Origin of the sequence: Iodidimonas gelatinilytica (assembly GCF_008579125.1) — a bacterium.
Lineage (GTDB): Bacteria > Pseudomonadota > Alphaproteobacteria > Sphingomonadales > Rhodothalassiaceae > Iodidimonas > Iodidimonas muriae.
The window spans coordinates 246,714-261,250 of the sequence record NZ_BKCL01000002.1; the positions used below are offsets into that span (position 1 = coordinate 246,714).

Consider the following 14,537-nt stretch of genomic DNA (forward strand, 5'->3'; position numbering starts at 1 on the left):
GCGCACATCATGGCAACGGGAAGTTACACGCCCAAGAACAAGGCAGTGCGCTGGTTTAATGAGCGTTTGCCGATCTTGTCTCTGGTTCACGGAACGCTGGGCGCCGGATATCCAGCACCGCGCAACCTGAATTATTTTTGGAATTTTGGCAGTCTTGCCGGTTTATGTCTGGTGATTCAGATCGTGACCGGCATTGTGCTGGCCATGCACTATACCCCGTCCACATTGGCGGCGTTCGATTCGGTCGAACGCATTATGCGTGATGTGAATTATGGCTGGTTGATCCGATATATCCACGCCAATGGCGCATCGATGTTCTTCATCGTTGTGTATATCCATATTTTCCGCGGTCTTTATTATGGTTCTTATAAGGCCCCGCGTGAGATTTTGTGGATGCTGGGTGTTGTGATTCTGCTTTTGATGATGGCCACCGCTTCATGGGCTATGTGCTGCCTTGGGGCCAGATGAGCTTCTGGGGTGCCACGGTGATCACCAATCTGTTCTCGGCTATCCCCGGGGTTGGTGAAAGCATTGTGACCCTGTTGTGGGGCGGTTTCTCGGTGGATGAACCCACATTGAAGCGGTTCTTCTCCCTGCATTATCTGTTGCCCTTCGTGATTACCGGCGTGGTGATCCTGCACATCTGGGCGCTGCACTTGCCCGGCTCGAACAATCCGCTGGGGATTGATGTCAAAGGCCCGCAGGATCAAGTGCCGTTCCATCCCTTCTACACAGCCAAGGATGCGCTGGGTGTGGGTGTGTTCCTGATCTTTTTTGGGCTGTTTGTTTTCTATATGCCCAATTCCCTTGGACATCCCGACAATTACATCCCAGCCGATCCGCTGGTGACGCCGCCGCATATCGTGCCGGAATGGTATTTCTTGCCTTTCTACGCCATCTTGCGCGCCGTTCCCGATAAACTTGGTGGTGTGTTGTTGATGTTTGCCGCCGTGGGATTGTTGTTCTTCCTGCCTTGGCTCGATACCTCGAAGGTCCGCTCTGCGATCTTCCGCCCTGCCTATAAGCTGTTTTTCTGGCTGTTGGTTGTGGATGGTGTCGTGCTTGGTGTGGTTGGTGCCAATCCGCCGGAAGGATCATGGATTTTGATCGGGCGCCTGGCCACGGTGTATTATTTCGTGCACTTCCTCTTGATCCTGCCAATTTTGGGTAAAGTGGAGAAAACCAAGCCCTTGCCGGAATCGATTGCATCGGCGGTCATTGGCAACAAAGCATCGGCGCGGTCTGCAACCGCTCCGGCGGAATGACAGGGACCGGGAGAGAAAATATGCGCATTATGAACACGCTGATCCTCGGTCTTGCCTCTGCTCTGATGGTTTCAGGCTCTGCCTTGGCCGCAGGAGGGGACACCGAACTGAAAACTGTAGACTTCAGCTATGAAGGTCCGTTCGGGACCTTCGATCGGGCCGCTGCCCAACGTGGGTTCCAGGTTTTCCGCGAAGTCTGCTCGTCTTGCCACAGCGCCAAATATTTGGCGTTCCGCACATTGGAAGGCATCGGATATTCCGAGGAAATGGCCAAGGCTATTGCTGCGGAATATCAGATTACCGATGGGCCCGACGAATTTGGCGATATGTTCCAGCGTCCGGGCAAATTGTCCGACTATGTGCCCGCGCCATTTCCCAATGAAAATGCGGCGCGTGCATCCAATGGCGGTGCCTATCCTCCGGATCTGTCGGTGATTGTTAAGGCGCGGGAAGGTGGCGGCACCTATATCTATTCCTTGCTGACGGGCTATGAAGAAGCCCCTGCTGGCGAGGAATTGCGTCCCGGCCAATATTGGAATGCCTATATGGCGGGCCATAAAATCGCTATGCCGCAACCGATCTTTGATGATCAGGTGGAATATGCCGATGGCACGCCGGCAACGGTTGACCAGATGGCCCATGATGTAACCGTGTTTTTGGCATGGCTTGCCGAACCCAGCATGGAACATCGTAAATCCATGGGATTGTCCTTCATGTTGTTCATGGCGGTGTTTGTGGTGCTGCTTTATCTCACCAACAAACGGGTCTGGCGTCCCGTCAAGAATGGTCATTCACCTTTGGTGGATAAAGACTGATCGTTCTGATTGGTTCTGATATGCGAAAAGCCCGCGTTCCATAAGGATCGCGGGCTTTTTTATGGCATCTGTCGGTGGCACGGACGACGATTTGGATTGTTTTCGGGGGCTAAAGAAATCGAGGGGGAGCCTTTCGAGTTACTCCCCCATAATGGGTTTTTTCACGCTCTATTCAAATGGCGGGCAGGCCTTTTTCCATCAACCGCGCCAGCCTTTTGGCAAAGGCGGCGGGGTCGGTAGGCGTTTCGCCTTCCAGAATCCGTGCCTGATCCAGAAGAAGGAATGCCGGGTCGCGCAGGCTGTCCATGGGATTATCCCCTTCTTTCCGGTTGTCCATTGCCTTGATCAAGGGATGCTTGGGGTTGATCTCCAGCACTTTCGGCGCTTCCCCGCCCATCTGGTTATGCTGGCGCAAAATACGCTCCAGATGCATATCCAGACCATTGTCGTCGGCGACGAGGCAGGCGGCGGTTTCTGTCAGTCGGTCCGAGGACCGTACATCGGCCACCTGATCCCCCAAGATGCCCTTCAGAAGGGCGCTCAGGGCCACCATGTCCTCTGTGTCGTCTTCGGATTTGGCCTCGTCGGATGTGTTGCTATCGCTGTTGCTCAGGTCTTTGAGATCGGACCCGCCGCGCGTGACCGATTTGAAGGGCTTGCCATCAAATTCGGAAATAGCGGAAAGCCAGAAATCATCCACCGGATCGGACAGCAGCAGCACTTCCACATCGCGGGCCCGGAAGCCTTCCAGTTGTGGCGAACGCTTGACAGCTTCCGCGTCCGTCCCCGTGACATAATAAATGGCTTTCTGGTTGTCTTTCATGCGCCCGACATAATCGGCCAAAGACACCCAAGCATCGCCATGGGTGGATTTGAAACGGCTGAGCTTCAGTAACGTGTCGCGACGTCCGGCATCTTCATAAAGACCTTCTTTCAGAACCGGGCCAAAGGCTTCCCAGATTTTCTCGTAAGCGTCTTTGTCTTTGTTGGCCCGCTTCTCTATTTCGGACAAAACCTTGTTGGTCACGGCCTTGCGAATACGGGCCACCACCGGATTGTTTTGCAGCATTTCGCGGCTGATATTGAGGGCCAGATCTTCGCTATCCACCACCCCTTTGAGAAAGCGCAGATAACCGGGCAACAGCTCTTCCGTGTCGTCGGTGATGAACACCCGCTTCACATAGAGCTTCACCCGTGGCTTGCGCGAGGGATCAAAGAGGTCCAGAGGCCGTTGGCCGGGGACAAACAAAAGGGCGCTATAGGAAATCACGCCTTCCGCTTTTGTGTGGATCACCAGCGCCGGTTCATCGGGGCTGTGGGCCACATGGCGATAGAATTCCGTATAATCGTCATCGCTCAGCTCGGATTTCGGACGGGTCCAAAGGGCCGATCCGGAATTGACCGTTTCCGCTTTATCCGTTTCGCCATCTTTTTCCGTGCCGCAAACTTTCAGGGAAATGGGCACCGCAATATGGTCGGAATATTTGCGTAAGGTGCGCTCCAGCCACGGGCGCTCAAGAAAGTCTTTCGCATCGTCTTTCAGATGCAGGATAATCTCGGTGCCGTGGCCTGCCTTTTCGGCTTCGTCAATGATGTAGCTGCCTTCGCCATCGCTTTCCCATTGATAGGCCTGTTCGGTGCCTGCCTTGCGGCTGACGACCCGCACTTTATCAGCGACCATGAAGCTGGAATAAAAGCCCACACCAAACTGGCCGATCAGCGAAAGGTCTTTGGATTTATCGCCGGACAGACGGTCAAGAAAGGCGGCCGTTCCAGAGCGGGCGATGGTTCCCAGATTGGCGATCAGGTCTTCGCGGTCCATGCCGATACCGGTATCGGCAATGGTCAGGGTTCCGGCCTTGGGATCGGCTGTGATGGCAATGGCGAGTTCGGTGCCATTGCTCAAAAGATCGGGGGCGGTGATGGCTTCATAGCGCAGCTTGTCGCAGGCGTCCGATGCGTTGGACACCAATTCGCGCAGAAAGATTTCCCGGTCTGAATAAACGGAGTGCACCATCAGGTGCAACAGGCGGGAAACTTCCGCCTCAAAGCCGCGACGTTCCTGGGTCGCCGTTCCTGCTTGCGTCATGCGTGGTCCTCTTGATTTGTCTCAGGGCGTCTGTGCCCCGGCAATGGGCCATCATGGCCGGGCCGGAGCCATTGATTGAATGACATGAAAGTGGTGTGTGATCGTTGACCGTCAAGCCCCGTCATCGGGATCTTGTGGCGCGTTCTCTACCAGATCTTCGAGCGTTTTTCCCAAGGCAATGGCTTTGGAAGCGGGCAGGCGGTAAGCCCAGCCCATATGCTGCCGATTAAAACGCGTGGCTTCCGTTTCGGGAGACATATCCAATGCGGTCTGGGCATCGGGCAGGTCTTCTTCATCGGGAATATGGGCGGTGGCTTCGCCCACGGCCCACGCATCGCCGGTTTCATCGCCGGTGTCATAAAGGGACAGGGTCAGCACAAAGCCATCGAAACTGTGCAGGTGCGCCGTATAGAGCAATTCCGTTTCATCGAGTTCATCGGCGGGACGTACATCTTCGCTCAAAATCTCGGTGAAGGCATTGGCCAGCATATCGGTGGGCAAGCTGTCTTTTTCCTTGGTGCCGGCTGCAAGATCCTGAATGGCAAACAAGGAACGCGGATCGCTGCGGCGGATGGAAAGCGTCTCGCCATTGTTATGCTGAATGTCGATACGGGCAATGCGCCGACGTTCAATGGAAAACAGTGTGGGGTCCAGCCAGTTGGACGCCTCAGCGCGGATTTCGGGAAGACCGCTGACCAGATAGCTGCGGGCCCCATCCAAGGGGCGCACAAAGGTCATGAAGCTGCGATTTTCAAAAGAGCGCCTGCCAATATCAAGGGCGACGATCACCTTATCCGCTTTGTCTTTCAACACCAGATGAAGGGCGCTTTCACCAAGGCCGATCCGCTCGTAAAGATCGGGATTGTCGGTTTTCACCAAAGCGATTTGTGCATCCGCCAGCCCACGCAGAATGGCTCGCAATTGGGTGCTGTTGGCTTCATGGCCACTTTTTTCGGCAATGGACCAACTGCCATTCTCCCGCACCAGATGGGTGCTGTTCAAAGCATCGGATATTTCGATTTTTGCCACATCATTTATCTGCGCGGACAGCTTGGGCAGCAGATGCGTTTGCTGTTGTGGAGAGCGATCATGGCTTTCGCCAAACAAAAGCCACAGGGCGGCCAAAACCGCAAACAATGTAAGGAAGCCAAGAATCGACGTTTGTTTTTGCGTCATGGTGCAGACCTTTGCAACTGGCGGGCCCATTCGCTGCGCTTGCGTCGCCATATGGCAAGCCCAAGGGCGGCCACAATCAGCAAGGCAGGCATGAGGGCGATATTGAGAAGGGCAAGGCGTGCGCCAAGTGCCGTGATGTCTTCGATCAGATTGCGCTGTACAGTACGCAATTCTTTGCGAATTTCCAGCATATGGTCGCGGAAGCGTTGAATTTCCACATCCTGCTCGGACGAGAACATCAATTCGCCTTCCAAAGGAGCGGTTTGCAGATCTGCCAGTCGCGCTTCGGTTTGTGCCAATTCTGCCTGCAAGCGTTCTTCTTCCATACGGAAGCGGCTTTCAGCGGCACGCCGGATATCCTCCACGCGGTCAAAGGGGCGCTGGGTCACACCGCGTCCGCGCAAAGCGATCAAGGCATCGGAACCGCTTAATTGGTCAATGGCATTGATGACAAGATTGGCATTGTCCGCCACCGGCACATGGATGCGTTCGCCGAAGAAATCCTGCACTTGCACCCAGAAACGGTCATCGAACAGATCGCTATCGGCGCCCACGATCACATTGATGGGGCCTTTGGAGCGGGCCAAATGAGGCGGCTCGTCTTCCGCCGGGCGATCCGTTTCAGCCTCGCCATTATCTTCCGGTGGCGGCGGGCCATCAGGAAAGGCACTGATGCCGTCACCGTTCAGGCGCGCAATCAGGGTATAGCGTTCGCCGGTCGGTTCGATCATCCGCATGATATGGTCGGGATCTGGCATGCCACGTGCGACACCTTTGTCCAGCAAGGCCGAAACCGCGCTGGATTGCAGCAGCGGCTCAAAGTGGACGGAGCTGCCTTCGATGGGCAAAAGTGCGCCAGAGCTGGCCAGATTGATCTGCTCCAGATTGGCCGTTACCGGATCGTCGGTCGCCGTATTTTCCGCGCGGGCCGCCAGCCAGAGGGCAAAATCCTTGATGGCGCGGGGGCCGCCATCGCCCATATTGACCCGTTGGGCCAAATCCACATCGGCCACAACACGATCGTCGATCAAATCCACTCCCCATGCGCCGAACAAAGGATCAAGCGACGAGCTTTCCGGTGCGGCGGATGGCAGGCGGGCATTGGCCACCGCTTCCGATAAGGGATCGACAAAAATTACGGCGCGACCGCCAGCAAGTACGAATTGATCGATGGCATATAGCTGGCGGGGGCTTAATTCAGGCGGATGGACGATCAGCAAAATATCGGTGGGTTGGGGAATGTGCGTAAAATCCGCATCCAGCGTGCCAAGATCGAAAAGTTGGGTCAGTTGTTCATGGATGGCCCAACCGGGGCGGGCCGGCGCACCAAAACCGCCAAATTGTCCGGGAATCATGGGCAGGCTGGTCAGCAGTGTCAAAGCGGGCTTGTCGGGTTGGGCGATCGAGGCGATCAGCTTGGTCAGATCATATTCCAAAAATGTCGCCCGATCCTGATTGAAAAACGGCACAAGGGCCATGCGGTCGGTGAGATCGCGGGCCACCAGCCCCATATAGATTTGTTCGCCGCTATTGGTGGGGACGCCTTGCAGGCCAGCAGCAACGGCGCTGTCTTCACTTTCGGAAAAAGGCTCCGGCTCGATCACCTCTAGGCGGATTTTTCCATCGGACAGGGCTTCATATTCCGCCAACAAATCGCGGATGCGGCGACCATAGGTGAAAATCTGCGGATAATCGCGGGCCACCGATTGGGAAAAGAAATATGTCACGGTGATGGGATCGTCCAAATCCCCTAATACCCGTTCGGTGCTGGGGGAAATGGAATAGAGCTTGTCCTGGGTAAGATCGAGACGCGCCCCCGCAAGGCCGCGGGGCAAAATCACCGTGATGGCCCCGAAAAGGATCACCGCCAGAAGTGCTGCGATGACATAACTTAAACGGCGTGAGGTCATGTCAGTTATCCTCCCGTTTCAGTTCGATAATCAGATAGCCCAAAAAGAGCCAAAGCCCTATCAGGCTCAGGAAATAAAGGATATCTGCTGCTTCCAAAACGCCTTTGGAAAGGGTGGAAAAGTGCGTGAGGAAGGAGAAATCTGCCACCAATGTGGCCAGCCAATCCGGTGCCCAACCTTCAAAAAAGGCCAAAATGATGGGCAGGCCGCTTACGGTGAATAAAAAGCACAGGGCAATGGCCAGCACGAAGGCGATCACCTGATTGCGTGTGGCGGCGGACATGGCAGCCCCGATGGCCAGATATCCCCCTGCCATCAAAAGGGCGGCCAGATAGCTTGCCAAAATCACCCCGTTATCGGGATCGCCCAGATAATTGACGGTGATCCAGATGGGAAAGGTGAGCATAAGTGCTAAAGCAGCCAAGGCCCAGGCCGCCAGAAATTTCCCCAAAACCGCAGACCAGGTGCCAACGGGCAGGGTGAGCAGCAATTCTATGGTGCCGGATTTGCGTTCTTCGGCCCAAAGCCGCATGGAAATGGCGGGGATAAGGAACAAAAACAGCCAAGGTTGATAGGTGAAAAAGGCACTGAGATCCGCTTGCCCGCGTTCGTAGAACCCGCCCACATAAAATGTAAAGACGCCGGATAGCATCAGATAGATAACAATGAACACGATGGCGACGGGTGTGGAAAAATAGCTGGTGAATTCGCGTTTGAACACGCTGGTCAGGGCGGCGCTCATGCGATTGTCTCCTCGGCCCTGTCTGCATCGGTGGCCGCATCAGAATGGGTCAGTGCGCGGAAGGCATCGTCGATCCGTCCCGCTTCCAGCGCAATTTGGCGAATGGTGATGCCGTGCCCGCCCAATAGCATGCGGGCAGGATCAAGAAGGTCCGCTTTTGCTTTTGGGAAAAGGGTGAAGCGCGTCAGCCCGCCACTTTCATGCTGCTCAAGATCGGTCAAACCTTCCATCCCCGCAAGGGCAGAGCGGGCAGCTTCGGCCTGATCGGTGGACACTTCCAAAGTCACGGCCCCATGATAGCGCGACCGTGCCTTGAGATCCGCCGGGGTGCCATCGGCAACGATCCGGCCCCGATCAATGATAATAAGGCGGGAGCACAGGGCTTCCACCTCTTCCAGCACATGGGTGGAAATCAGGATGGCCTTGTTGGGGGCCATTTGCTCGATCAGGCGGCGGACTTCATGTTTTTGATTGGGGTCCAGCCCGTCTGTGGGCTCGTCCAGAATCAGGACATCGGGATCATGCAAGATCGCCTGTGCCAAGCCAACACGGCGGCGATAGCCCTTGGACAGGGTTTCAATGGGTTGATGAAGCACCGGCAGCAAATGCACCGATTGTGCGGCCTTTTGAATGGCCTCTTTTGCGGCCATCCCCGACAATCCCCGCACTTGGGCAATGAACTGTAAAAAGCCACCCGCGGTCATATCATCATAAAGCGGTGCCCCTTCGGGCAGATAGCCCAGCTTTTGGCGCGCAGCGATCGGATGATCGGTGACATTCAGGCCGCAGATCTCCGCCAACCCCGATGTGGCGGGCAGAAACCCCGTCAGGATTTTCATGGTGGTGGTTTTTCCGGCCCCGTTCGGCCCAAGAAAACCCAGAACTTCGCCCTTTTGAACGGCCAGAGAAATGCCGTCTACCGCCACGAATGATCCAAAGCGTCTGGTCAGTTCATGGGCCTTGATCATGCAATCCATGTGCATCGTGCAACCCCTTGCTTATGATCGAAAAGCTGCGCACAACCGAATCGTCGATCCGGTTATGCGCCAGCGCCAGTTTTGGTCGCATCCGTTATTTATGTCATTGTGTTCTTGAGGTGAAGGGGGTCAAACGGCTCTTTTGGCCGTGCGGGCAAGACCGTCGAACAGATCGAACATGCGGGCGCGCCATTGGGTGATGATGTCGTCGTCTTCCAAAATGGCAAAATCCGTGCAGCAATGCGCCCAGACAAAGGGGCCAAAAACAGAATAGTCCGCATAGCTTGGGGTTTCGCCACCTAAGAAAGGCTGATGGCGCAATGTGCCACGCATGGGGTCCAGCGCTTTGCGGAGCGCAATCACGGCCTTGTCGCGTCCGGCCTTTGCTTCTTCCAGGCTGCATCCCAGATGTGGCTCGCGGGTGGAGCGGAAATAGGCTTGGTCTTCCGCATCAAGGCAGGCACAAATATCGGCGGCCAGCATGGGGAACAACCCTCTCAGAATGGTCGCATCGGCCCAGCTATCTATGAAACGGGCCTGACCCATGCCGAGGGGACCGCCGAACAGAGAGGGTGCATCGGGATAGGTTTTTTCCAGATAGCAGGCGATATCCCATGCTTGAGACACCCATTCGCCATTGTCTTCAATCACCGGCACGGTTTTGGAGCCAGAGGGTGCGAAAGCCGATTTATCCAGAAAGCGCGTCGCAACGCGCTCAGGTGTGATGCCTTTATGGGCAAGGGCCATGCGGGTGCGCCAAACAAAGGGAGAAAAGCTGAGCTCGGCATCACTTCCGGTCAATTCAAACAAACGCATATGGAGACTCCTCATACTCTTTCGAAAAATAGCGAGCGCGGAGTGTGACCGCAGTGTCACCTCCGCGCAAGAGGAGTCCTAAGCTATCCCTTCGTTTGAGGCAGCAAGAGGATGCTTAGTCTTTCATCTGAAAGCTGCCCGACCCTGAACTGCGCATATGTTTTACTTTCGGGCTGCCTTTGGCGGTCACGTCTCCTGAACCACTGATGGAGATCTGGATACTTTTTTCCGCATAAACATCGGTATCGCCCGACCCGTTGATTTCAACATCAATGTCGTTACACACCAAGTCGAATGCGGAAATATCGCCCGATCCATTGATTTCATATTCGGCTTCATCACAGCGCCCCTGTGCGGAAACATCCCCGGAGCCATTGATGTTGATTTCAAAGTCTTCGCTATCGATTCCGGCGATGACGGCATCCGATGAACCATTGATGTCAATGCCTTCCAGCTTGGGCACCTGAATGGTGGCCTGCATATCGCCGCTATGCTGGAAACGGCCCTTCATGCGGATGACAAGGGTATCGCCTCTGACCTCGGTTTTAATGCGATCCTGATCTTCGGCATCGGCGGTGATGGCAACCGACCGCTTGGGCCCCACGGTGATGTCGGCATCAATGCTGCCATTGATGGCGATTTTGGTGAAAGACGGGACATCGCGGGTCTGGGTAACAGGGGCGGCAAGCGCTGTGGTGGACAGCAAAAGGGCACAACCAAGGGCGCTCAGCGATTTGGTGTGGATGGTCATGGCTCGTCTCCTCGCAAATATTTTATGTAGGATCGATATATATCAATCAGGCATTATAATCAACAGCGTCATAAGGATGTGAAGAGAGCAGCGCATCGCCATAAAAGGGGCCGGGGACGGGCCGTTTCATCTATGAAAAAGCCCACCGTGATGAACACGGTGGGCAAAGTTTGGGGAATGCTCTAGCACATCATTCTCCAGGCGGAAGCCCAGAGCGCGAAGCGCCAGCTCGCATCGGGACCGCAATTACATCCTTGAATGTAATACAATCAGGATAAGCGACAATCTTGCGATGTCAACACAAAAACAGTACTAAAATGTCGTAAATTGGTTGTTTTTTATACTTATTGTCGCGCCCCTGATCTTCGTGCGGCAATGTCTATTGCTGCAATGGCCGGCGCGTCATTCTCGAACCGGCTGCGTATATAGCTTAGAACGGCGGCCAGTTCTGCATCGCTTAGATGATCGAAGCCGGGCATTTCATTGCTATAGGTGCGTTCTTCATCGGGCAGGCTGGCGCTGCCGCCCAGAACAAAGTCGATCAGCGCCGCATCCGGGCCATTGATCCGGCGCGAGCCCCATAATTCCGGCTGCATCATCGGCACGCCGCCGCCATCGGCTTGATGGCAACTCAGGCAATGTTGCTCATAAACGGCCTTGCCGGTGATGGTTTCGGCATTGGCGGGCAAAAGACCCGCCAATACAGATGCAAGAAAGAGGGCGCTCAGGGCTTTAGCGGTGGTCATAGGTGATCTTCCAGATGCGGCCACCGGCATCATCGGCCACATAAAGTGCGCCATCGGGGCCGACGGCAAGGCCCGTGGGGCGATGTGTGGCCGCACGCGGGCTTGCCAATGGGTCTGCCCCTTTGAATTTATCGGCGAAGATGGACCAGTCGCCGGTGATCTCGCCGGCGTCATTCATGGGAATGAAGGCCACATTATAGCCCTGCTGCGGCAAGGGCGCCCGATTCCAGCTGCCATGAAAGGCGATGAAGGCGCCATTCCTGAAATAGTCGGGGAAAGCGTCGCCCGTATAGAAGGTCAGATCATTGGGGGCCCAATGGCCGGGGAAGGCGGTCAGAGGAGCGATGAAGTCGGGATTTTCCGACGGTGTCTTTCCATCGCCGCCATATTCCGGCCCTTTCATCCGTTCGCCGCGCTGATGATCCCAATAGCTATAGGGCCAGCCATAATTGCCGTCTTTCCGGGCGCGGTGGAATTCTTCCGCGGGCAATTCGGCACTTTGCTTTGCCGTGTAATATTGCGGGAAAAGCTGTTGCAACTGATCGCGGCCATGGCCGATGAAATAAAGCGCATTTGCGGAAGCGTTCCAATCCATAGCCAGACCATTGCGGATGCCGGTGGCATAACGCTCTCCATCTTCCCCGTGTTTTTGGCCTGTCTTATTGGCGTCAAAGCGCCAGATACCGGCTTGAAGCTCAAGCTGCGGGCAGGGAGAAAGGCCGGGGCTGCCCGGTGTGCGGGCGCGTTCCTGGCAGGCATTGGACGGTGCCCCCACCGTGACATACATATGGCCCTGATCATCGAAGGTCATGGGCTTGGTGGCATGCTGGTTTTGGCTGAGAAAGCCTGAAACGACAATTTCTGCGTCGCTTGTGGGAACAGCCGCTTCACCCAGCTTATAGCGCCCAATGGTGGTATCGGAACTGAAATACAGCCAATCCTTATAAAGGGCGAGGCCGGTACCGCCGAATGAACCGAATTCGTTAATTTCATCGGCTGAGCCATCGCCATCGCCATCTGTCAAGGCGATCAGCCAGCCATCTTTGTTTTTGCTGTAAAGAGACGCGTAAACCGTGCCATCTTCGCGCACGGCAAGATGGCGCACTCTTCCCAGATCATCGGCGAAAACCGTTGCTTTGAAGCCTTTGGGAACGCGAATGCCAAGGGTGGCATCCTGTTCTCCGCTGGCGGCGGACCAATCTTGTGATTGCGCCGAAGCACTGACAGGGCCAAGAAGCTTAAGGCACAAAAGGCGAGGAGGGCATGGCGCGTCATCTCGAATTCTCCTTTAAACAGACGGATTAGACGCTATTTAATGAGTTTCATCCTCAAGCGCCAGTTTTCAAAAACAGCAAAAGAGATCGAAGGATAGCCTATGTGCCTCAATATTGCCCGTCCCGATGCCATTGATGTTCTTTTAAGCAGACGGTCGGTGAAAACCCGGGACATGGTAGAGCCGGGGCCTTCGGATGAAGAAATGGCGGTGATCTTGAAGGCAGGGATGCGGGTGCCCGATCATGGCAAGCTCTCTCCTTGGCGGTTTTTCGTTTATAGCGGCACCGCGCGCGAGGCGCTGGCCGACATCATTTCGGATGCGTTTTGCAAGGAAAGCCAAACCTTGTCGGACGCGCAATCAGCGAAAATGCAAAGATTTGCGGTGCAAGCCCCAAGGCTGGTTATTCTGGCGTCTTGCCCATCACGGGAGAAACCAATCCCCGATTGGGAACAGCATTTGTCCGCAGGGGCCAGCGCCATGTCTATGCTGATTGCCGCCCATATGCTGGGCTATGTGGGGCAATGGCTTACCGATTGGCCGGCTTATAGCCCGCGCTTGAAGGCGCATCTGGGCCTTGGGGACGCGGATAAGATCGCCGGCTTTTTGTTTTTTGGCTCGGCTGGCGATCAGCCACCGGAGCGCCCCCGTCCAGACCCTGACAGCCTTGTGCAATATTATCGCACACGGGCCGATCTGGACGGCTGATTGACCGCCAATCCAATGCCTTATTGTTATTTCAAGACGCGCGCCAGAACCGCCAAGGCTTGCGCCTGATCGTCGTCTGTTTCGATATCGGCAATCACCTGAGCGGCGCTTTGGATGGCTTCAACCCGTGCCAAAGCCTGTGCCACCGCCAGCCGCGCCCGATCCCGTTCAAACCGTTCATCATGGTCGGCCACGGCTTTCAGGATATGTTCGGCCAATGGGGCGACGGCGGCATGGGCAGAGGAGCGGCGGGAAAGCTGATCGATCAGGCGGCTTTGCGCCCGAAGGTCTGTCACGCGGGAGGCAAGGTCTATGGCCCGGTCCACATGACCGCCCACGCTTAGCGCGGCCACGGCATCGCCAATGGCAAGGGCGCGATCATAATCCGAACGCACACCGCCGGCCAGATTGGCCGCCCGGTTGGCATAATCTTCATACATTTCCATGTCGCCCAGCATATGGCTGCGAGCGCCAGTCCGGCATAGATCCGCGCCCGTTCGTGATTGAGGCTAAGCGTTTCCAGCGCAAGAGCCGCTTGATCCCGCAGCTTTATCGCCTCTTCAGTTTCGCCGCGTTTGGCCTGGATAACCGCAAGGCGCGTTTCGCCAAGGGCTTTCAAAAGGACATTTTCAATGCCCTGAATGCGTTCGGTTAATGGCCCAACCGGAATGGCATTGGTGTCAACGCCGTTTTCCGCCAAATTCTCGATCATGCGGACCGCATAGCGCAAGGCGAGCAATGGTTCGACGATCATATCCAATGTGGCTTGTGCGGCGTCCATATTGCCCATGCGGGCCTGGGTCAATGCAATGGTGCCCAAGGCATCGGCCTTTAAAAAGCGATCTTTCAACGCATGAGCGGCCTCAACGGCTTCTTCCGTGCGCCCAACGCCGGTCATGGGGCCGACAATCCGCACCATTTTCTGCTCGGTGCCGATGGAAATGCCAATATCCTCCGCCGCTTGCTTGGCCAAATCCACGGTGGCATCGGCCCTTTTCATATCGCCAAGGCGTTCAAAGGTTTCGGCAATGGCAATCAGCGTATCCACCCGTGCTATGGGCAATTCTTCTTCGGCTGTGATGGTAAGGGCTGCGGCCAAGGTGCAGCTTTGGCTCGGATTTTGAAGCATTGCCGAACCAGATCGCCGCTGGTGCTTTGTTGTTCTATTTCAGCCTGCGCCATAAGGGAGCCGGAAGACGCCGGAGCCTGCCGAAGCTCTATCCCCGAAGGGGCGGCAGCCATGGTCAGGACGGCCACAAGGCTCATGGC

General features: G+C 55.7%; 13 protein-coding genes and 1 pseudogene. 3 read left to right on the forward strand and 11 right to left on the reverse strand.

The features are described from left to right. The first annotated feature begins 9 nt into the window (after positions 1–9). Together JCM17844_RS17130 and JCM17844_RS04170 are read left to right on the forward strand one after the other, a co-directional pair. Positions 10–1,265, forward strand: a pseudogene (locus tag JCM17844_RS17130) (cytochrome b). Positions 1,266–1,285: 20 nt separating this feature from the next. Next, positions 1,286–2,080: a cytochrome c1 gene (locus JCM17844_RS04170; RefSeq protein WP_149999800.1), complete on the forward strand. Its 795-nt coding sequence runs from the start codon at positions 1,286–1,288 to the stop codon at positions 2,078–2,080. A 172-nt stretch (positions 2,081–2,252) separates the two neighbouring features. On the opposite strand, the gene htpG is transcribed toward JCM17844_RS04170, so the two are convergent. The 9 genes from htpG to JCM17844_RS04215 form a co-directional block, all read right to left on the reverse strand. Further along, positions 2,253–4,169: a molecular chaperone HtpG gene (htpG, locus tag JCM17844_RS04175; RefSeq protein ID WP_149999801.1), complete on the reverse strand. Its 1,917-nt coding sequence runs from the start codon at positions 4,167–4,169 to the stop codon at positions 2,253–2,255. A 111-nt stretch (positions 4,170–4,280) separates the two neighbouring features. Beyond that, positions 4,281–5,345: a DUF4340 domain-containing protein gene (locus tag JCM17844_RS04180; RefSeq protein WP_210431329.1), complete on the reverse strand. Its 1,065-nt coding sequence runs from the start codon at positions 5,343–5,345 to the stop codon at positions 4,281–4,283. Next, a complete protein-coding gene (locus tag JCM17844_RS04185; protein ID WP_149999803.1) occupies positions 5,342–7,255 on the reverse strand; it encodes a GldG family protein in 1,914 nt (637 codons plus the stop codon). The genes JCM17844_RS04180 and JCM17844_RS04185 overlap by 4 nt, the downstream gene beginning before the upstream one ends. A gap of 1 nt (position 7,256) precedes the next feature. Then, positions 7,257–7,997 carry an ABC transporter permease subunit gene (locus JCM17844_RS04190; RefSeq protein WP_149999804.1) on the reverse strand — a complete coding sequence of 247 codons (741 nt, stop codon included), beginning with the start codon at positions 7,995–7,997 and terminating at the stop codon, positions 7,257–7,259. Beyond that, complete coding sequence (locus JCM17844_RS04195; RefSeq protein ID WP_210431330.1) at positions 7,994–8,980, reverse strand: ABC transporter ATP-binding protein; 987 nt, start codon at positions 8,978–8,980, stop codon at positions 7,994–7,996. Before JCM17844_RS04195 ends, JCM17844_RS04190 begins: the two co-directional genes overlap by 4 nt. 123 nt (positions 8,981–9,103) lie before the next feature. Beyond that, positions 9,104–9,790: a glutathione S-transferase family protein gene (locus tag JCM17844_RS04200; protein WP_149999805.1), complete on the reverse strand. Its 687-nt coding sequence runs from the start codon at positions 9,788–9,790 to the stop codon at positions 9,104–9,106. A gap of 115 nt (positions 9,791–9,905) precedes the next feature. Next, positions 9,906–10,541, reverse strand: a complete 636-nt coding sequence (locus JCM17844_RS04205; RefSeq protein ID WP_149999806.1) for a head GIN domain-containing protein — start codon at positions 10,539–10,541, stop codon at positions 9,906–9,908. Between the two features lie 344 nt (positions 10,542–10,885). Then, positions 10,886–11,287 (reverse strand): c-type cytochrome, encoded by a 402-nt coding sequence (locus tag JCM17844_RS04210; RefSeq protein ID WP_210431331.1) that lies wholly within the window; start codon positions 11,285–11,287, stop codon positions 10,886–10,888. Further along, complete coding sequence (locus JCM17844_RS04215) at positions 11,274–12,536, reverse strand: PQQ-dependent sugar dehydrogenase (protein ID WP_210431332.1); 1,263 nt, start codon at positions 12,534–12,536, stop codon at positions 11,274–11,276. Before JCM17844_RS04215 ends, JCM17844_RS04210 begins: the two co-directional genes overlap by 14 nt. Positions 12,537–12,662: 126 nt before the next feature. Here JCM17844_RS04215 and JCM17844_RS04220 point away from each other — a divergent pair, with 126 nt between their 5' ends. Next, complete coding sequence (locus JCM17844_RS04220) at positions 12,663–13,268, forward strand: nitroreductase family protein (protein WP_149999809.1); 606 nt, start codon at positions 12,663–12,665, stop codon at positions 13,266–13,268. Positions 13,269–13,294: 26 nt separating this feature from the next. Here the strand turns inward: JCM17844_RS04220 and JCM17844_RS04225 are convergent, their stop codons facing one another. Beyond that, positions 13,295–13,663: a hypothetical protein gene (locus JCM17844_RS04225; RefSeq protein WP_210431333.1), complete on the reverse strand. Its 369-nt coding sequence runs from the start codon at positions 13,661–13,663 to the stop codon at positions 13,295–13,297. Next, positions 13,609–14,397 carry a tetratricopeptide repeat protein gene (locus JCM17844_RS04230; protein WP_149999811.1) on the reverse strand — a complete coding sequence of 263 codons (789 nt, stop codon included), beginning with the start codon at positions 14,395–14,397 and terminating at the stop codon, positions 13,609–13,611. The genes JCM17844_RS04225 and JCM17844_RS04230 overlap by 55 nt, the downstream gene beginning before the upstream one ends. Between the last annotated feature and the right edge of the window lie 140 nt (positions 14,398–14,537).